20 protein-coding genes are annotated in these 20576 nt (G+C 29.9%); all 20 read right to left on the reverse strand.

What is annotated here, in order from left to right:
- Positions 1–136 precede the first annotated feature (136 nt).
- On the reverse strand, positions 137–880 hold the full coding sequence (gene lptB, locus VJY32_RS08900; protein ID WP_353677559.1) for an LPS export ABC transporter ATP-binding protein: 744 nt from the start codon (positions 878–880) through the stop codon (positions 137–139).
- Entirely contained in the window at positions 870–2258 is a 1389-nt protein-coding gene (locus VJY32_RS08905; RefSeq protein WP_353677560.1) for an OstA-like protein, read from the reverse strand. Before VJY32_RS08905 ends, lptB begins: the two co-directional genes overlap by 11 nt.
- Positions 2255–2785 (reverse strand): LPS export ABC transporter periplasmic protein LptC, encoded by a 531-nt coding sequence (gene lptC / locus VJY32_RS08910; RefSeq protein ID WP_353677561.1) that lies wholly within the window; start codon positions 2783–2785, stop codon positions 2255–2257. The genes VJY32_RS08905 and lptC overlap by 4 nt, the downstream gene beginning before the upstream one ends.
- Before the next feature lie 8 nt (positions 2786–2793).
- The gene (locus VJY32_RS08915) at positions 2794–3771 is read right to left on the reverse strand and encodes a KpsF/GutQ family sugar-phosphate isomerase (RefSeq protein ID WP_353677562.1); all 978 of its coding nucleotides are present in this window, start codon (positions 3769–3771) and stop codon (positions 2794–2796) included.
- A 16-nt stretch (positions 3772–3787) separates the two neighbouring features.
- On the reverse strand, positions 3788–4273 hold the full coding sequence (locus VJY32_RS08920) for an HAD hydrolase family protein (protein ID WP_353677563.1): 486 nt from the start codon (positions 4271–4273) through the stop codon (positions 3788–3790).
- Positions 4251–5078 carry a 3-deoxy-8-phosphooctulonate synthase gene (kdsA, locus tag VJY32_RS08925; protein WP_353677564.1) on the reverse strand — a complete coding sequence of 276 codons (828 nt, stop codon included), beginning with the start codon at positions 5076–5078 and terminating at the stop codon, positions 4251–4253. The genes VJY32_RS08920 and kdsA overlap by 23 nt, the downstream gene beginning before the upstream one ends.
- Positions 5079–5083: 5 nt before the next feature.
- A complete protein-coding gene (gene ruvB / locus VJY32_RS08930; RefSeq protein ID WP_353677565.1) occupies positions 5084–6118 on the reverse strand; it encodes a Holliday junction branch migration DNA helicase RuvB in 1035 nt (344 codons plus the stop codon).
- Positions 6119–6131: 13 nt separating this feature from the next.
- On the reverse strand, positions 6132–7235 hold the full coding sequence (locus VJY32_RS08935) for a heparan-alpha-glucosaminide N-acetyltransferase domain-containing protein (protein WP_353677566.1): 1104 nt from the start codon (positions 7233–7235) through the stop codon (positions 6132–6134).
- 104 nt (positions 7236–7339) lie between these two features.
- The gene (gene kdsB, locus VJY32_RS08940; RefSeq protein ID WP_353677714.1) at positions 7340–8107 is read right to left on the reverse strand and encodes a 3-deoxy-manno-octulosonate cytidylyltransferase; all 768 of its coding nucleotides are present in this window, start codon (positions 8105–8107) and stop codon (positions 7340–7342) included.
- A gap of 5 nt (positions 8108–8112) precedes the next feature.
- On the reverse strand, positions 8113–8403 hold the full coding sequence (gene gatC, locus VJY32_RS08945) for an Asp-tRNA(Asn)/Glu-tRNA(Gln) amidotransferase subunit GatC (RefSeq protein ID WP_353677567.1): 291 nt from the start codon (positions 8401–8403) through the stop codon (positions 8113–8115).
- A gap of 10 nt (positions 8404–8413) precedes the next feature.
- Complete coding sequence (locus tag VJY32_RS08950; protein ID WP_353677568.1) at positions 8414–9682, reverse strand: VWA domain-containing protein; 1269 nt, start codon at positions 9680–9682, stop codon at positions 8414–8416.
- A 105-nt stretch (positions 9683–9787) separates the two neighbouring features.
- Positions 9788–10921, reverse strand: a complete 1134-nt coding sequence (locus VJY32_RS08955) for a M48 family metallopeptidase (RefSeq protein ID WP_353677569.1) — start codon at positions 10919–10921, stop codon at positions 9788–9790.
- Positions 10899–13520, reverse strand: a complete 2622-nt coding sequence (locus tag VJY32_RS08960) for a BatD family protein (protein WP_353677570.1) — start codon at positions 13518–13520, stop codon at positions 10899–10901. The genes VJY32_RS08955 and VJY32_RS08960 overlap by 23 nt, the downstream gene beginning before the upstream one ends.
- 42 nt (positions 13521–13562) lie before the next feature.
- Positions 13563–14252: a tetratricopeptide repeat protein gene (locus VJY32_RS08965; protein ID WP_353677571.1), complete on the reverse strand. Its 690-nt coding sequence runs from the start codon at positions 14250–14252 to the stop codon at positions 13563–13565.
- Positions 14249–15292 (reverse strand): VWA domain-containing protein, encoded by a 1044-nt coding sequence (locus tag VJY32_RS08970; RefSeq protein ID WP_353677572.1) that lies wholly within the window; start codon positions 15290–15292, stop codon positions 14249–14251. The genes VJY32_RS08965 and VJY32_RS08970 overlap by 4 nt, the downstream gene beginning before the upstream one ends.
- An 18-nt stretch (positions 15293–15310) precedes the next feature.
- Positions 15311–16306, reverse strand: a complete 996-nt coding sequence (locus VJY32_RS08975) for a vWA domain-containing protein (RefSeq protein WP_353677573.1) — start codon at positions 16304–16306, stop codon at positions 15311–15313.
- Complete coding sequence (locus tag VJY32_RS08980; RefSeq protein ID WP_353677574.1) at positions 16296–17258, reverse strand: hypothetical protein; 963 nt, start codon at positions 17256–17258, stop codon at positions 16296–16298. Before VJY32_RS08980 ends, VJY32_RS08975 begins: the two co-directional genes overlap by 11 nt.
- Before the next feature lie 36 nt (positions 17259–17294).
- Positions 17295–18188 carry a DUF58 domain-containing protein gene (locus tag VJY32_RS08985; RefSeq protein ID WP_353677575.1) on the reverse strand — a complete coding sequence of 298 codons (894 nt, stop codon included), beginning with the start codon at positions 18186–18188 and terminating at the stop codon, positions 17295–17297.
- An 18-nt stretch (positions 18189–18206) separates the two neighbouring features.
- A complete protein-coding gene (locus VJY32_RS08990) occupies positions 18207–19190 on the reverse strand; it encodes an AAA family ATPase (RefSeq protein ID WP_353677576.1) in 984 nt (327 codons plus the stop codon).
- A 140-nt stretch (positions 19191–19330) separates the two neighbouring features.
- The gene (locus VJY32_RS08995) at positions 19331–20503 is read right to left on the reverse strand and encodes a class I SAM-dependent rRNA methyltransferase (protein ID WP_353677577.1); all 1173 of its coding nucleotides are present in this window, start codon (positions 20501–20503) and stop codon (positions 19331–19333) included.
- Between the last annotated feature and the right edge of the window lie 73 nt (positions 20504–20576).

Here is a 20576-nt window from a genome sequence, read left to right on the forward strand (position 1 = left end):
GAGATTATAAAAGAGACGAGTCAACAACCTGGAGATATCAAAAGAAAATTCAAATAAGAAAAACAATTAAAAAAATATTATTTATAATTTTATACTGTTTAGTAATAGCTGGAATTGCATATTATATTTTTAATAATTAAGAATATCTATCGAGCTTGAATTTTTCTCCAAGGTATAATTTTCTCACATCGCTGTCTTCAGCAAGATCGTGAGCAGAACCTTCTTTGAATATTTTACCATTAATCAAAATATATGCTCGATCTACTATACTTAAAGTTTCGTGAACATTATGGTCAGTAATTAAAATTCCAATTCCTTTATGCTTAAGATTAGCAACAATGTTCATAATATCTTCAACTGCAATTGGGTCAATCCCGGCAAAAGGCTCATCAAGCAAAATAAACTTTGGGTTGGTAGCCAATGCCCGTGCAATTTCGGTTCTTCTTCTTTCCCCACCGCTTAATTGAAAGCCAAGTGTTTTTCTAACATCTTTAATACCAAGTTCATCGAGCAATTTTTCCAAGCGTTCTTTTCGTTCTTTTTGTGAGATATCAAGCATTTGAAGAATAGCCATGATATTATCTTCTACTGTTAAACCACGAAAAATTGAAGCTTCCTGAGGTAAATAACCTATGCCTCTTTTAGCACGCTTATACATTGGTTCATTTGTAATTTCTACATTATCCAAAAAAACTTTACCACCATTTGGTTTTATCATTCCTACGATCATATAAAATGTTGTAGTTTTTCCTGCTCCATTTGGACCTAAAAGTCCTACTACTTCTCCCTGCTGTACTGAAATTGAAACTTCGTTAACAACGGTTCTTTTCTTATAGATTTTTTTAAGATTTTCACTCTTAAGTATTAATTCATTTCCCATTTATAACATCTAAAAGTTGTGTTAATAATTTTTCTTTTTTAAATAATAATTGTTCTTTTTTTGGTCTGCTTTGCACGAGTAAAAAAGTAGGCAAAGTAAAATCTTTTTCCTTACCTGCAATTAAGTTTTCAGGATGATATTCATTATTTGGATTACCATAATACATAACTTTTACAACATTTTTACCATCAAATAAAATTATAGATTTTTCTGCACTCGATTTAACCAATCCATTGGGTTCGCCATCTTCGTATAAATAATAAATACTCAATACATTTCCATTTACTTCTGTTTTTTCTAAACCATTTTCTCCGAAGAGTAAACTTATATTATTCCCGGATATCTGGTCATAACGAAATTCATAATTTTCATTTGATGAAATAATCATTGCATTTGAATTTAGATTCATTCTTTCAAGACGATTATCTTTCAAAAAAATATTGACTGTATCACCAATAAATTGTGTATTTTGATTCCATAATACGGGAGGAAGTCTATCATCTTCATTTTTATGTGTATATAGATGCTGTGAAGTCTGATAATAAATTGAAAAATTATTAATCGAAGCAAATTCACCTCGAAGAATTTTTACAGAATCTTTTGCTATTAATCTTTTTGCACTATCTCCATATGCTTCCATTATTTTAGCAGCAATAATCAAAGTATCAAGTTTATTCGAATTCGTTGTATCTATTTTTATTAAAAATGGATTACCAGTAATTCTTGAAAAATTTTTATCATGATAATCTTCAAGTTTCTCCCCGGATATTAACAATCTATTAGATGGGTCAACAATTCTAATATTTTTGTATGCATACGTAATCTTTTCATTCCTGAAATGAATTAATGAATCTGCATAAATAATTGCAGATGTATCTTGAACTACTACATTGCCAACAGCAATAGTTTTATCTTCATTGTCATAGTAAGTTAATGTATCGGCATTGAGAACTGAAACCGAATCATTCAATTTCACATTTTCGTAGAAAAAAGCTTTCTTCTCATTAAAATAGTAGAAACCATTTTTTGCTTTCAAGTGAACATGTCCATCAAAATAAGTAACCCCGCTTTTTGAAAAAGCTGTTTTAGAGTTCCCATTATAAAAACCAATATCAGTATAAATCGTAATGCTGTCCTGTGTAACAATCACATTGCCGAGTAATTCGGCTTCATTTCTTGTTACATTGTGAATTGCTTTAGCACAGGTAATTTTGACTGCTCCCTGTATCATAACTACATTACCATGAACCTCGCGGATTGATTCCCCATTTATATTTTTACCAACAAGACTATCACCCAAAACACGAATAATGTTTTCTTCCTGTGCAAAAAGATTAGCAACGAAAATAAAAATTAGTATAACAAATTTTATCTTCACTTTTTTTCTTCTTTTTTTAAGACAGCTGAATAGGTTATGTTGTAAATTACATAATTGGTTAAGTGCTGGTCTGATTCAAAACCATATCCCTCAATAATTTCATCTTTTGATTTTATAGAGACAAATTTATCAGTCAGAATTTTTTGGTCTTTATTTCTCCACATCAATTCGCTTGTTTTAAGAACAGTGCCGCTATCATTAACTGCAACAACACTGTCAATTGCATACATATCCATTGTTACATCATTCACTTTTCCATATTTAGATGTAAGAGTTGTTGATTTTTTCTGTGCTGTATTAAAGAAATCAACTTTAACACCTTCGAGAAAAGTAATTTTTTGAAGTTCATATTTTTTGAGATGGTCCGCATAAAGAATTGCTTTTAATTTACCTTCGCGACTAAAAACAACTTTTGAATTCCAGCTTTCATGAATTGGAATTTCTCCCTTAACCGAATTATCATCGATTTTGGGCTTTACTTTTTCTTCAGAGCATGAAACAAAAGAAATGAATGTGATAAATAACATAAATTTCTTCATCGGGGTTGAAGTCCTAATTTAACAAGGTCATGCAGGTGTACAATGCCTTCTGGTTTATAATTTTCATCAACTACAATTAGAGAGGTTATTTTATAATTTTCCATTTGCTGAATTGCAAAAGAAGCAAGTTTATCTTTTGTAATTGTCTTTGGTTTTCTTGTCATTACATCGCCAGCTGTTAAATTTTTTATATCAAGAGTTTTTTCAAGTAATCTTCTTAAATCACCATCAGTAATAATTCCTGTTAATATCCCTTCATCGTTAACAACACATGTAGTACCTAATCTTTTCGAAGAAATTTCATAAATAGTATCCTTCAAAGTTGTATTTTCTTTAACAATTGGAATGTCTTTCCCTTTAATCATAATTTCTTCAATATGAAGAGATAATCTTTTCCCAAGGCTTCCACCGGGATGCAGCATTGCAAAATCTTCTTCTGTAAAACCTCGCATTTCAAGTAAAACCATAGCAAGTGCATCGCCCATAACTAAAGCTGCTGTTGTAGAAGCTGTTGGAGCAAGGTCATAAGGACAGGCTTCTTCTTTTACACTGATATTCAAAATTATATCACATTCTTTTGCTAATTTAGAATCAAGAGAACCAAGCATTCCAATAAGTGTAACATTAATTCTTTTGAACATTGGAATTAATCTTAGCAGTTCTTCTGTGTTCCCACTTTTCGAAATTATAATTACAATATCTTCTTTACGAACCATTCCTAAATCGCCATGAAGTGCATCAGTCGGGTGCATAAAAATAGCTGCTGTTCCGGTTGAATTTAGCGTAGCTACAATTTTTCTGGCTATTAATCCTGATTTTCCCATCCCTGTAAAAACAACCCTACCTTTGGAATTATAAATTTCTTTTACTGCTTTAACAAACTGCCCATCAATGCTATTAACTAAATTTAGGATTGCATTTCCTTCAATTAAAATTACTTCTTTAGCTTTTACGATTATCTGGTCTTCTGACATTTTTCTATACGATTTTTTATGATTTTATTTTATCAAATAATTGTAATATTTCTTTAAATATTTCGTTTGAATTGCTGCTATTAATTATAAAATCAACTACTCTTTTTACTTCGCGTTTTGCGGATTTAGGAGCAGCCGATAAGCCACATTTTCTCAACAACGGGATATCAAGTATTCCATCACCAATAAAAAAAACATTATTACAATTCAATTGTTTACTTTTTATAATTTTTTCAGCTGCAGAAACTTTATCTATAGAAGAATCTAAAACATTGCAATCAGGAATTTCTTCTAAGCGTGCAATTAATTCATCGTGTTGCCTTGCTGTAATTATTGCAAAATCAATTTTTCTTTCTTTAAAATCTTTTACTGCTTTTTCAACAGAATTCAAAAGATTATCAATCAATTGATCATTGATTTCTGATTGAATAAGAAGTACTCCTTCTAAATCAAAAATAATAAGTTGAATCTGCTTTAATTTATCTATAATTGATTTGTTCATTTTTAACAAATTCATCAATTCTTTTTACTATTGAAAGAAGATTCTTTAATTCATTTAGGGGGAATTGACTTGCAGCATCGCTCAAAGCTTTTTCAGGTTCTGGATGAACTTCGAGGAAAAGTCCGGCAATCCCCACAGCTACAGCAGCTTTTGCCAAAGCTGGAATATATTTACGTTCACCTCCGCTTACACCTCCCTGACCTGGAATTTGAACTGAATGTGTCGCATCCATAATAACAGGATAATTAAATTGTTTCATTATTTCAAGACTGCGCATATCAACAATTAGATTATGATAGCCAAAAGTTGTTCCTCTCTCTGTCAGTAAAATTTTTTTGTTGCCCGTAGATTCAATTTTGTCGGCAACATATTTCATATCGTCGGGGGCTAAAAATTGTCCCTTTTTAACATTAACTGCTTTACCTGTTTTACCTGCTTCAAGTAATAATTCTGTTTGTCTGCATAAAAAAGCCGGTATTTGAATTACATCAACAACTTCAGAGACAATCTTAATTTCATTTTCTGAGTGAACATCAGTTAAAATTGTTAAAGAAAATTCTTCCCTAACTTTTTCTAATATTTTTAGAGCCTGCTCAAATTCCAAACCTGTAAAAGATTTTATGCTTGTTCGATTTGCTTTTTTGTAACTTGATTTAAAGATGTAGGGAATATTTAATTCTTCTGTAATTTTTTTAATCTTATCTGCAGTATGAAGTGTAATGTATTCATTTTCAATTACACATGGACCTGCTATCAAGATTAAAGGAAGATGGTTGGCGATTTTTATGTTATTAATTTGTATCATAAAATTTACTTTTCAAATAAGTCTGATTGACCATTAAATTTTTTTCTCTTTTTGTTAAATCTAAGATAAGCTAATTCTGTTGCTTCTCTTCCACGAGGTGTTCTTTGAATAAATCCTTGCTGTATTAAAAAAGGTTCATAGACTTCTTCAATCGTGCCAGCATCTTCATTGACTGCAACCGAGATTGTATTTAATCCTACGGGTCCACCGTTAAATTTTTCAATTATTGTAAGAATTATTTCTTTATCCATTTCATCGAGTCCATATTCATCAACTTCAAGAGCATTGAGAGCTTTTTTGGCTACTTCAATATCAATTACATTTTTATCTTCATAATCAGCAAAATCTCTTGTTCTTCTTAATAATCTATTTGCAATTCTTGGAGTTCCTCTTGAACGTTTTGAAATTTCTTGAGCAGCTTCATCATCAATTTTGATATTCAACAGGTTGGCAGAACGATGTATAATTTTTTTTATTAAGTCACTCTCATAATAATCAAGTCGAGCTTTAATGCCAAATCTATCTCTTAATGGTGCGGTTAATAATCCTGCTCTTGTAGTAGCTCCAATCAATGTATATTTAGGAAGTTTAATTTGAACAGTTCTTGCATTTGGTCCGCTATCAATCATTATATCAAGTTTAAAATCTTCCATAGCTGAATATAAATATTCTTCAACAACTGGACTTAGTCTGTGAATTTCATCAATAAACAGTACAGATTTTTCTTCCAAATTAGTTAGTATTCCAGCAAGGTCGCCTGGTTTTTCAAGAACAGGTCCAGATGTAACTTTAATTTTTACTCCAAGCTCATTTGCAATTATATGAGCAAGTGTCGTTTTGCCTAATCCTGGGGGACCGGTTAATAAAACATGGTCAAGACTCTCATTTCTTTTTTTTGCAGCTCCGATAAAGACTTTTAAATTATCAACAATTTTTGTTTGTCCTGTAAATTCTTCAAAAGTTTTTGGACGTAAAGATTGTTCAATCTTCTTATCTTCGTCTGTAACTAAAGGATTTAAATTTTCCGAACGCTTTTTCAATTTTTTGCTTATCCTAAGTTTCTAAAACAAATTTATTTTTTCTGTAACTCTTAAACTTTTCAATACCAACAACCATTAAAATCATTAACCCAATCATTAATATTGCTGCCAATATAGACATTGCGAGACTCATTCTTTTAGCAAATATTAAGTTTAATCCTGGTACCCATGCACTACCATATAAAATTACAACATGAACTGCATAAACAATTAGAGTATGTCTACCTACCCATTTTACTAAATCAGGTATATTTTTCAATTTTAATGCGAGATAAGACATTAAACTGTTTAATATCAATACCCAGCCCAATCTTAATGTTATTACATAGAAATTGTCCGTTACCAATGATTGATTATTAAAAAATATTACTTCTATAAATTCGATTATCCATGAAATAACCAAAAATCCAAATCCTGCTAAGAACAAATTTCTGCTAAACTTTTTAGTAGTAAATATATCCGGATTATGAGCAAGATAACTGCCGAGTACAGCTCCACTTATAACATAACCTGCCCATGGGAATAATGGAAATAAAGAACCAGTCTTATGAAATAAATAAGCAGCAAAAGGAATGGGCAAATAATTCAACCAGTTAATTTGTTCTGTAATATTGAACATTGCAAAAAAGAAAAACGCAGCTAATGAAAAAACCAAATAATCATTTGCTTTAAATTTTTCGGCTATGCATGAAAGAATTATTATAAATAATAAACCAAATCCTATGAGATGCAATGCGTCAACAGTAAAAAATGTTAACCATTGGGCTTTTGTAACAAAACTAAAATTAAAAAATGTGTAAGTGGGATATCGTAATAAATATCCGATAAGAACTAAAATTAAAAATCTTTTCAAACCTTTAACTATTCGTGGATTTTCATAAAAAGGAACTTTATGCAAACGAAGTAAATAAGTAAAAACAGTCCCGGATGAAAACATAAAAATAGGAGCTGTAAAACCTCGAATAGTGAACCAAATATTATAAAGAATAGATTCTGTAGTGCGGTATTCATTTGACAGAAAAGTATCAATTGTATGACCTTGAACCATCATGAGCACTGCAAATGCACGCATCATGTCAATAAATATTACTCTTTTGGGAGATATGTTATTCATCATGGAATAATTTATTAATTCAATTATTAAAAATAAATAAAGAAAATAACTTAATAAAATATTGACAATTTGTTAATGTTAATTAAAATAAAGAATTGAAGTATAAATTATTTTCTGTTGGCTTTTGAAAACCTTTCATAAAATTTTCTTGCAAGTTCAAGGTCCTTAGGAGTATCAATTGAAAGGCTGTCATATTCAGTTACAACAACTTTTATTTTTATTCCGTGTTCAAGTAATCGAAGCTGTTCTAATTTTTCAATTCTTTCTAAATCAGTCTGACGAAGTGATGTAAATTTAAGTAATGTTTCTTTTCTGAATACATAAAGGCCAATATGTTTATAAATTTCACCTGTTTCAATTCTTTCAAGATTTGTTTTAGCCTCTCTAACATAAGGAATTGGTGCACGGGAAAAATAGAGCGCATAATTGTTGTAATCAAAAACTACTTTTACAACAGAAGGGGATTTCATTTCTTCTACACTTGTAATCCTTTTAACAAGTGTAGAAACATTAACTTTTTTATCAAAAAGAAGTGGTTCAATTGCTTCGTCAATCATTTTGCCATTTATAAAAGGTTCATCGCCTTGAATATTGACAATTATATTAGCTTCGGGAAGTTCCTGAGCAACCAACGCAATTCTATCTGAACCTGAAGCAACATTTTGTGGAGTCATATATACTTCTGCCCCAAAACTTTTCACAACCTGAAAAACTTTTTCGTCATCTACAGCCACTACCACTTTATCAAGCAATTTAGACTTTCTCGCATTTTCCCAGGTATGCTGAATCATTGGCTTTCCACCAATATCAGCAAGTGGCTTACCCATTAATCTTGTTGATGCAAATCTAGCTGGTATAATTCCAACTATCATAATGACAACTATTTGTTAATTACTTTGGGAACTTTGAAAAATTCTTCTGTGCTTGATGGAGCATTTTTTAAGGCATCTTCTCTATCAATGGAAGGCTCAAGTTTATCTTCACGAAATACATTAAAATTCTCAATTGGGTGTGAAAGTGGTTCTACTTTTTCTGTATTCAGTTCGTTAAGTTTTTCAACATAATTTAATATTTCATTTAATTCATGAGTAAAGTTTTCTAGTTCTTCATCATTGAATTTTAATCTTGCTAACTTAGCAATATATTCTACATCCTGTTTGGTTACTGCCATTTTTTACCTCTCAAAATGAATAAAAATTATTACTGTTAAAAGTTCCTCGAATTTCTGAGTAATCTCCTGTATATGGATTATTCTTTATTCTTATTGTCAATGAATGAATATTATTGCCTCGCTTTGGACTTTTGTAGGTCAACAAATAAAAACTATTTGCATAACTAACAATTGATTTTTGTATGTTATCAAATTGTGCTTTTAATTCATTAATATTCGAAATAGAATAATAACCTGCTGTCCCTATTGCTTTGAGCACATCGGGTTGAATTTCGTTGCCAAGTCCAATTGTAAAAACTACTTTATTGTGAATAGCATTTAATGCTTCTGCCAATGTATTGGAACCTTGCGTATCTCTTCCATCTGTAAATACAATCATCATCCCCTGAACAATTTCATCAATTGAAAAAGAATCCTGCCACAAAGAAGTACCTTTAATAATTGCACCATAAAGATTTGTAGTGGAATAACCTAATTTGTAACGATTGATTGCATTGGTTAAAGAATCGAGATTACCTGTAAAATCACTAAGCATTTCGGGTTTATCAGAGAATTGATAAATAGAAATTTCCTGCTGTGAAATGATTTTTTCAATAAACGACTTTGCTGCATTTCTTATTTCTTCTATATTATTTTGAAGACTTGTGCTATTATCAAGCATGATTACTGTTTTTAACTTATAAGGTATTGTTTCCCTTCTTCTAATTTCTACCTGCGATTCTGATTGTGAAATTGGTTCCCCATCTTCTAAGATTTCAAAATCATTTTGTGTTAAATAATCTATTCCTCTGCCATTCAAATCAACTACCTGAAACATAACATGAACATAGCATGGAAGTTCAGTTTGAATTCCATAAAGATTCATTGCAAAGCCATTAAGTGTCGGATAGGTTTGAGGCAAAGTTGTAAAACTCCATACAGGTCCGTCAATTTTTGTTCCGTCACTATTTTTAACAATTACTTTCCAGTAATAAGTTGTATTATATTCTAAATTGGTGACGATAAGGGATTTAGATGTAATATCATTTGCAATTAAAATTTGAGGAGGATTTTTTTTATCAAGATAGACATCAAATTTTTGTGAACCTGCATAATTCCATTGCAATGTTATAACAAGAGGCTGATTAATAGATTTATCTTCGGGTTTAGGATTGCTCGGTAAAGTTTTATTTACAGCAGTTTCAGATTCAGATTGAGTTGGTGGATTATTGTCAAAGGTACATTGTGAAAGAAAAAACATAAATATCAAGAAAGAATATTTCTTAGCAGTTAAACTCATTATCCTCAAACTTATAATCATTTTTCTTTGCAAATATAATTATAAAATCGATTTATAAAATGTTTTATCCTGCACTTTTAATTAAAATAAAAGAAATGAAAAATTTTAGTTGAGTTTTTTTAGTGCAGTTATTCTGTTTTTAATTGAAGGATGGCTGTAAAAAAACCATTCAATAAGTGGATGAGGTTCTTTATCACCAAGATTTTGTTCAGTAAGCTTATTAAGTGTATTAATAAAAATTTCTTTCTTTTTCGTTACTTTTACTGCATACTCATCAGCTTCATATTCAAATTTACGAGAAATGTAGTTTGATAATGGAGTCAAAATTAAACCGATAATGCTTCCCCATAAAACTAAAACAGGAAGTGCCGAAATTTCTAAAATTGAGTTAAAGCCGAATAATTTTATAGTTGATTCATATAACTTAGCGATTAAATAAAAACTTGAGAAGCTAAGTATTGTACTGATAATTATATTTTTAACGATATGTTTCTTTTTATAATGTCCCATTTCGTGTGCAATTACGGTTTCTATTTCATCATTTGAAAAGTTATTCAATAATGTATCACCAAGTAAAATTCTTTTTGTTCTTCCCAAACCTGTGAATGCAGCATTTGCCTTTTTTGTATTCTTGCTCATATCAAATTTGAATACATTCTCAATTTTCAAATTTGCTTCTTTCCCGAGTTCAATTATTCTATTTTTCAAATCTTCATTATCTATTGCAGTAATCTTATAAAACAATGGCAATATAAAAACCGGAAAAATTTGTGCAAGAAACACTGAAAATAAAAACATTATTATCCCAAAAGGAAGCCACCAATAATTATTATAAGTTCTTAAAATGAAATAAAATATAATTAACAATGGCAATCCAATTGCCGCACCTAAAAGTGCTTCTTTAAGATTTTCCCATAGCCATCTCCCAAAAGATTGATTCGATAAATTAAATTTATGTTCAAGATAAAATTCTGAAAAATAGTCTAACGGGAAAAAAAGAATTGAAGAAGCAATACCTAAAATCAAAGTGAAAGCAATTAATCTTAAGTAGTCATTGTAAATGTAGAGTTCTATGAATTTTTCCAGATTATAACTAAAACCAAAGAATACAAAAAGAAATAAAATAACAAAAGAGACCAGTCCTTTAGAAATACCAATTGCTAATTTTGTATTATTATATTTTTTTGCATTATCCATTTGAGCAGAAATATTGCAATTAAATTTTTCCAAATTTATCATCAGGTATCCAGCCAATTTTTCCATCAGACAATCGAATTTTTGACCAATTATTTACATTATCTTCAACAATAAATTTTATTCCTTCATGGATTAAAAATGCATCATTGCTTTTTTCATCAGGAGCAACTTTTGCTGAGTATGCTGATTCTAACAAAATACCATAGTCAGTAGATTTTTCATGATTATATCGTGCAATTAAAATTATTAGCGAAATAATGAAGAAAGTAATGGAAACAACTCCCGTATTAAATGCAATTTTTTGAAGATTTGTTTTTCTGGATAAAAAGTATACCCCTATTGAAGTTAAGAGTAAAAGATAAATTATAATTGTAATAATAGCCCAACCATTCAATGATAATGAAGTAATTAATATTTCCCACCATTGAATAATAAATAATTTTGGCAATTCAGAAATCCTGTCAACTGTTCGTGCATTGGCAATTTTCAAATTGTATGAAATATCCTCGTCACCCGGAGATATTTTAAGTGCCTTCTCATAATACAAAATTGCATAACCAAGTTTGCCTAAACGGAAGTAAGAATTTCCCATGTTGTAATAAAGAGCTGCACTTTCATATCCCTGAGCAATAATTTTTTGATATGTTTGTATTGCATCTTCAAATTTCTGTTCTTGATAATATTTATTGCCTAACTTCATTAATTGTTCTGGAGGCTGCGAATATGCTTTACTGCTAAATATCAAGAATGAAAACAATAAAATTAATATTGAAAAAAGATTTGTTCTTTCTGATAATTTTTTGTCAACTGATTTTTTTGCTGCCATCAAACCTGAATCAAGATTTATAATAATACTTACAGCTTCTTCATAAAGTTCACCTGCTGAGGCAGAATTCATTCCTGAAGGTGCAAAACGAACAAATTCACATTTCTCCGAAACATTTTTTATTCGTGTAATCAATTCTTCTGAAATATTTTTTTGAGCAAGCATTTCAAGTGCTTTTTCAATTGTAAATTCTGATTTTTGAATACCTAATTTATCTTCAAGGTAACCATATAAAGCAAGTGATAACTCAGAATAAAATTCTGAAAGATTATTTTTATCCAGAGCTTGTTTTGCAATTTTCAACCGTTTCTTAGCAGCTTTTTCTGCTTTTTGATATTTCAACAATTGTACATTACTATAAAGTTTTTCTTGTTTTTTTCTTATTCCTACTGCTGCAAAAAGAGCAATTAATGGCAGTGTAATTGAAATCCAGAACCATGGTTGAATTAATGCACTTTCTTTTTTCTTCTCAAATTTAAAATCAGAAGTTTTTATATAACGAATGTCTTCACTAAGTAATTTTATATCTTCTTTAGAAAAATTACCTGCAATTGGTTCATACTGCCCTTGACCTTTAATAACATTTATCTTAAATGAAGGAGAAGTTAATGTTACATACTTATGTGCAGCAGGATTAAAATATGAGAATTCAATTGGAGGAATTTCTTTTTCTCCAGAAGTCCGTGGCACAATTAGGTATTCAACAATTTTTTGCCCTGATATTACCGCTGTTTTATTAACATTATCATAAATTTTAGGTTCATATTTTTCAAAGCCTGCAGGCAATTGAACTTCGGGGAGCTTCAATAATTTTATGTTGCCTGAACCAGAGACAGTCATTCTAAGTGTAAAGCTCTCATTGGTCATAACTTTATTTTTGTCAACATCAACCTTAAAATTAAAATTTCCCACCGCACCATTAAATGATGATGGCACATTCGATGATGGTAAAGGTTCAACCTCAATTTTTAATGTGTTGGATTTTGCTAAGTATTCAATAGTTTCTGTCCTTCCAAAGAATGAATCATTGAAAAACTCATCAAATATATCATTGCCGGTTCTTTTTCTTTTTACGATTACTGGAATATTCAATTCAAATGGTGTTACACTTAAAGTTCCAGTTTTAGTTGGAAAAAGTGCTACGCGTTTAATTGTTGCTATACGATATCTTTCCCCTTTATACATCCCAATATCAAATGAAATTGTTTGAGAAGGTTCAATTTCTTCTGCCCAGAATCCTTGATATTGAGGCAGTTTGGTTATTTGTGGTGATGCAATATTTAATTTCGTATAAAGTTTATATGTAACTGTAATTTGCTCACCAATATATGCACGTGTTTTGCTTGCTTCTGCAACAATAAAAACATTTTTAGATAACTCATCTGAGGTTATACCATCACTTTCTTTTCTCTGCTGCGGTGTTCCTTTCACTACAAATATTTTCAAAGGGGCAGTTCTATAAGTTTTTCCATTATAATCTACAGAAGCTGAACCGATTGTAAATTCTCCTACATTAGTAGGCTGCAGTATATATGAAAATGTAAGCGAAGCAGATACTTTATTATTTATAATTTGCATGCTTGTTGATTGATTTGGACCGCTTAACACTCTAAAACCTTGAAATGAGGGTGGACGAAAATTGCTTAATCCATTTATATCAGAACCATTAAAAGTAAAATAGACCTGAAAATGTTCATATTGCCCTACTGTTGTTTTATCAACAGTGGCATTAAAATCCTGTGCAAAAGAATTGAAATATAATCCTGTGATAAATAAAATTAATATCAGAATAAATTTTTTATTGTTCACTTTCATAAATCATCTCTCCAGAATTTAAACCAAGATAAATTTTTTCAATTACCAGTCTTTATCTACAACAACTGCTTTGCCTTTTATTTTTCTAAGTTTCTTTTGCAAATCCTGTTCATTATTTTTTAATGCTTCAAGAATTCTTTGAGCATCTTCTTTTGTTATTTGATTTTTCTGCTGCTGCGACTGATTTTGTTTATTCTGTTCTTTATCCTGTTGATTTTGCTTATCCTGATTATTCCTATCCTGATTATTTTTTTTATCATCATTCTGTTTATTTTGATTTTTATCCTGATTCTTTTGATTTTGATTCTGTTTTTGTTTTAACATATTTAATGCATAAGAAAGATTGTATTTTGTTTCTACATCATCTGGATTGAGCTTTAAAGCATTTTTATAAGCTTCAATACTTTCTTGATACTTTTGAGATTTTAATAAAGCATTCCCGATATTATGAAAAACCTTAGCTTTATTTAATTTATCTTCTGTAAATGACAAAGCATTTTTATATGATTGAATCGCTTCATCATATCTGCCTTGTTTATAATAGGCATCTCCAAGATTAAAATGTCCCTGAAATAAATCCGGTTTCTTTTCCAAGCCTTTTTTGAAATTTACTTCTGCATCTGCAAATTTTCCTTCTTTATACAAATCAACACCATCATTAATTAAACTTCTATGGCTTTGAGCATTTACGGTCGTTATTAAAATCAAAAAAAATACAGTGAAATATTTCATTTTTGTTCACCTCTTAATTTTTCAAGCCTTGCAAGCCACGAAGATTTATTTGAAGATATGAAGAAATCAATAATCAATAACAAAATAGCAGGGAACAAGAAATAGTAAAATCTATCTTCATATTCTGTAATTCTTTTGGAACCATATTCACTTTGTTCAATTTTAGCAAGGTCATTGTAAATAGCTTCAAGTTCATCTTCAGTGTTTGTACCACGATAATATTTACCATTACATTTTGATGTTATTTGTTTTAGAATTTCCTCATTCAGTCTTGTCAATACAATATTCCCTTGATTATCTTTTTTATAACCAACCTGTACACCTGCTTCATTATAAATTGGGATTGGAACTCCTGCTGGAGAACCAAATCCAATAGCATAAATAGCTACCTCTTTTGAATTTGCTTCATCAAGAACACTTTCTAATTCACCTTGATGGTCTTCTCCATCAGTTATAATTACAATTGCTTTTTTTGTACCATCATCGTATTTAAAAGATTTTAATGCTAACTTGATAGCAGGAGCAATTGCTGTCCCAGGTTGGGGCACAGAATTTACATCAACTGCATTTAAGAATAAATTTGCTGCAGAATAATCTGATGTCAACGGTATTTGAACATAAGCCTCTCCTGCAAATACTATTAATCCAATCCTATCTCCTTTAAGTCTCTGAATTAATTTTGAAATTTCATACTTGGCTTTTTCGAGTCTGCTTGGCTTAATATCTTCAGCCAGCATACTTTTCGAAACATCAAGTAAAATATAAACATCAATTCCAATTTGTTTTACTTCTTCTATTTTAGTTCCAACCTGTGGATTTGCAAGAGCAATTAATATTAACATTAATGAGAATGTAAATAAAGCAAATTTAAGATGAGCTTTAGCATTGCTCTTTAATGGAAATAAAATATTATGAAGTTTACTATCTGCAAATTTTTCTAAAATCTTATTGCGATTTTTTTGTAGATAAATATAAATAAGAATTAAACCAGGAATAATTAACAACGCGTAAAGAAATTCTATGTTAGCGAACCTTATCAATTCAATTCCCCTTATTAATCAAGGTAATTTTCTTAAATAGATTTTTGATAGACCAAATTCTGCAAATAATAAAATTAATCCACTTAATGCCCAGCCAAAATATAGTTCTTGGGCATGACGATATGACGTAACTTCAACTCTTGTTTTTTCAAGTTTATCAATCTCATCATATATTTCAACAAGTTTTCTACTGTTTGTAGCTCTGAAATATTTACCACCAGTAATGTTCGCAATTTGTTTCAATAAATTCTCATCAATTTCTACTGGCACCATTTGATATCTCTTACCGAAAGGAGTTTGAAATGGATAAGGAGCTTCTCCTATAGTACCAACACCAACAGTGTAGATTCTAATTCCAAATTTTTGAGCTATTTGCGCTGCAGTAATTGGGTCAATTTCCCCTGCATTATTAACCCCGTCAGTTAAAAGAATCATAACCTTACTCTTTGATTGACTATCCTTCAATCTATTGACTCCATTTGCAATCGCATTACCTATAGCAGTTCCATCTTCTATCATACCACTGTAAATTTCTGAAAGAAGATTACGAAGCACAGAATAATCAATTGTTAAAGGGCACTGAGTAAAACTTTCTCTAGAAAAAATAACAAGTCCAATTCTATCAGATGTTCTTCCTTTTATAAAATCATTTATAACCTTTTTGGCAGCTTCAAGACGATTTGGTTTAAAATCTTCTGCGAGCATACTACCCGAAATATCAAGAACCATAGCTATATCAATTCCTTCGGTGTAAATATTCTCTCCCGACGAGAAACTTTGTGGACGCGCAAATGCAATTATCAATAAAGCTAAAGATAATATTCTTAATATTATTGGCACATGAATTAATTTCTCTTTCAAACTTTTGGGAACTTCTTCAAATAATTTTATAGAAGAAAAAATTGCAGAGGGAGTAATTTGTTTATTCTTTTTAATATACCAGTAATACATAAATGGCAAAAGCAACAAAAAATACAAAGCCCATGAATTAGCAAATTCAATGTTACTGAACATTTTGTACCTCTTCTTTCTCAGGCTCTATCTTTGGAATAGTATCATTTACAATTTTAAATGCCTGGTTCATCATTTGTTCGTTTACGCTGGGCATTGGCTGAAATTTTGCAAACTTTACCATATCCGCATTATTAAAAAATTCATTAGCCAAATCAACAATGCATTTCCCATCTTCAAGATAACTTAAGCATGCTAAAATTTCTGATGAGGTCATTTCAAGTGCACGGAAGTTAAATCTATCTTCAAAATATTTTCTTATTATTTCTGTGATTTCTGAGTGATACTCTTTAATTAATCCTTGCTGCCATAATTTTTTTTGTTCAAGTTCTCTTAATGAATTTAATGCAATTTCATGTGGTGGGATTAAAATTTCAGGTATTAATGCAGTTTTACTTTCTTTCTTTTTCTTTATGTATTTGAAAATAAAATAAGCAACAATCAAAAGTAATATTATTAACAGTACCAATAATATTATAAACAATAAATTTAAGGGTACTTTAACAGGTTCTTTCACATCACGAATATCCTTCTGTGGTTCAACCGGTAAAGTTTTTACAGTAATCTTTAGTGGATTTACAGAAATAAAACGTTTGCTGGTGTCATTTGCTGATTGATAATAAATTTTATATGAAGGTAATGTAACAACAGCAGAATCATATCTCGAAAAAATATAAACATGCTTTTCGATTATCTTATTGTTTTTTTCTTCTTTTGTTGATTTTAATTCTTTAATAAACTCAAGATTTTTTATGCTATCCTTAACAGAAGGTAAAAATACTTTTATATTTTTTGTGTATGTAAGCTCGAGATTATATTTGATATAATCTCCAACTATGTAATCAGTGGTATCTGTTGAAGCATTAACAGATATATTTTGAGCATTAATTGTAATGGCACTTGTAATTAAAATTATAAATGCAATTAGAATATTTTTTGAAATTATTTTTAGCATGGGATTAAAAATCATTTTAATAATCAAAAACAAAAATTAATATCTTCTTTCACGCATTCTAAAAAAATCTACCAATGGTTTTACATAAGATTTTCCGGTTTGAATTTCTATAGAATCAAGTCTGGAGTTAACAAAAATAGATTTTCGATATTCTTCAATTCTTTTTAGTGTTTCATTAAAATTAATTTTAAAATCTTCATCATTTGTATCAATGTAACGATACTCTCCGGTTTCTGCATCAACAAATTTAATTAATCCAAAATCTGCTAATTCGATTTCTCTTTTATCTTTTATAATTATGCCAATCAAATCATGTTTTTTGCCAACTATTCTTAATATTTTCTCATATCCAAAATCAAGAAAATCTGAGATTACAAAAGCAATTGCTCTTTTTTTAATAGCATGATTAAAATATTCTAATGCTTCTCGTAAATTAGTTTGCTTTTTTATGGATTCTGTATTTTCAGGTAAATCAATTGAGAGAACTTCCCGAATTATTCTCAATGCATGTGTTTTTCCTTTTTTGGGAGGAATAAATTTTTCAATTTTATCTGTAAATAAAATCAAACCAACTTTGTCATTATTTTTTAATGCAGAAAAAGCAAGAATGGCGCTCAATTCTGCAGCGATTTGCTGTTTTGTTTTATCTGAAGTTCCAAACATTAAAGAGCCACTCATATCTACAAGCAGCATAACAGTAAGTTCGCGCTCTTCCTCAAAAATCTTTACATACGGATGTCCAAATCGAGCTGTAACATTCCAATCAATTGTTCTGATGTCGTCGCCAATTTGATATTCGCGCACCTCAGAAAATTCCATTCCTCTTCCTTTAAAAACAGAATGATATTCTCCGGAAAATACTTCATTAACCAATCCGCGTGTGCGAATTTCAATTTGTTTTACCTGCTTAAGTAAATCTTTATTTAGCATATATTAGTAAGGATTTTATTAAGGTACTTCTATGGTATTTAAAATTTTTGATATAATAGTTTCAGAAGTAATATCTTCAGCCTCTGCTTCGTAAGTTACTGCAATTCTGTGTCTTAATACATCTGCACAAATTGAACGAACATCTTCTGGAATTACATACCCGCGTCTTCTGATAAATGCCATTGCACGAGCTCCAAGAGCTAGATTAATTGTAGCTCGAGGTGATGCACCATAACTAATTAAGTCAGTTAATTCATTTAATCCATATTCCTTTGGGTTACGAGTAGCAAATACAATATCAAGTATGTACTTCTCAATTTTTTCATCCATATAAATTTCATTAACTAATTTTCTTGCTCGCAATATATCGTCAGGAGATATTACAGGTTTTAATTCTGGTAAACCATCCGTTGAATTTAATTTCATAATTTTTAATTCTTCTTCACGGGATGGATAAGTAATTTTAACTTTCAACATGAATCTGTCGACCTGTGCTTCTGGAAGAGGATATGTTCCTTCCTGTTCTATTGGATTTTGAGTAGCAAGAACTAAAAAAGGTTCATCTAATTTAAAAGTTGTATCGCTTATTGTAACTTGACGCTCCTGCATTGCTTCAAGTAATGCACTTTGAACTTTTGCAGGTGCACGGTTAATTTCATCAGCTAAAATAAAGTTTGCAAAAATAGGACCCTTTTTAATAGTAAAGTTACCTTCTTTTTGATTATAGATAAGAGTGCCAATTAAATCTGCAGGTAATAAATCAGGAGTGAATTGAATTCTTTGAAACTTTGCTTTCATTGATGCAGCAAGTGATTTAATAGCCAAAGTTTTCGCAAGTCCTGGAACACCTTCAAGTAATATATGACCATTACTTAATAATCCGATTACAAGGCGCTCCAGCATTTGTTTTTGTCCGACAATGACTTTACTTATTTCATTAAAAAGAATGTCAATAAACTCACTTTCACGACGAATTTTTTCGTTGAGTGCTGTAATGTCCAATTTGCTCTCCTCTATAATTTTGAAAAACTGTTTGCTTTTACAAAAGGGATTTTATAAAAGTTTCTCAATTAAGATTGAAGTACAATTTTTTGAAAAACAAATATAACAAATTGCAGTTGCAGATGAATCCTCCAGTAGAATTAATTAATAATTCTTAAAGCAGCAAATTTTAAGTATACTGTCTCTTCCATTGAGAGCAAGACAGGATGGTCTAACGAAGCATTATTAAAATAAATTTGTTGAACTTCTCTATTAACCTTCAATGATGCTTTTCTTAAAATATCAATAAATACTTCATCCTTTATATGATGTGAACATGAGGAAGTAAATAAAAAACCATCTTTATTTAATACTTGCATGGCAAGCCGATTTAATTTTTCATAACCTTTGACTGCAGTATGAATGCTCTTTTTATTTTTTGCAAATGCAGGCGGATCAACTATTACAACATCATACTTTTTATTTTTTTGAATACAATCCTCCAAAAAATCAAAAACATCTGCATCTACAAATTCTGATTCACAGGAAAAATTATTCAACTTAAAATTAAATTCTGCATTTTCAATTTCTCTTTTTGAAGAATCTACAAATGTAACTGATTTAGCCCCCTGTTTTGCTGCATTCAAACCAAAACCACCAGCATTACAAAAACAATCAAGAACATTTTTATCTTTACAAAATTTACCGGCAAATATTCGATTGTCACATTGGTCAAAATAAAATCCAGTTTTATGAGATGAATAGAAATCAATTTTGTATTTAACTTCGCCATCAGAAATAATTTCTGGTGTAACTTCACCTTTATAAATCCTATCTTCTAATTCCAAACCCTCCAGTTGACGAAAATATTCTTCATTTTTTGTAAAAATATTTTTAGCAGAAAATTCATTTTGAAGAATTTCAATTATAGTCTGAATATTCTTTTCCATTCCAGCAGAATTTATTTGTAAAACATATGTGTCATTATATTTATCTATAATTAACCCGGGCATAAAATCACTTTCACTAAAAACCATTCTGAATGAATTTCGATTAGGATAAACATTTTTTCTAAAATTATAAGCAGATATCAATCTTTTCTTGAACAACTCTTTAATATCAATTTCATTTTCTTTTGATAAAATTCTTACCGATATCAATGAATTTTTATTATAAAATCCTTGAGCCAAAAAATTTTTCTGCAAGTCATAAATTTTTACTAAATCACCATTTTGAGGATTACCTTCAACGGTTTGAATCTCATTGCTAAAAATCCACAGATGCCCCTGTTTAATTCTTTTATCTTCATTCTTTTTTAAAATTATTTCTGCCATGTTCATTTCATAACTTAATTTGATAATAAGTTAATTAGTTTCGGAAAACTTTTTTAATTTTCTAATCACTAAA

The organism is Rosettibacter primus, from assembly GCF_036860675.1.
GTDB classification, from domain to species: Bacteria; Bacteroidota; Ignavibacteria; order Ignavibacteriales; family Melioribacteraceae; genus Rosettibacter; species Rosettibacter primus.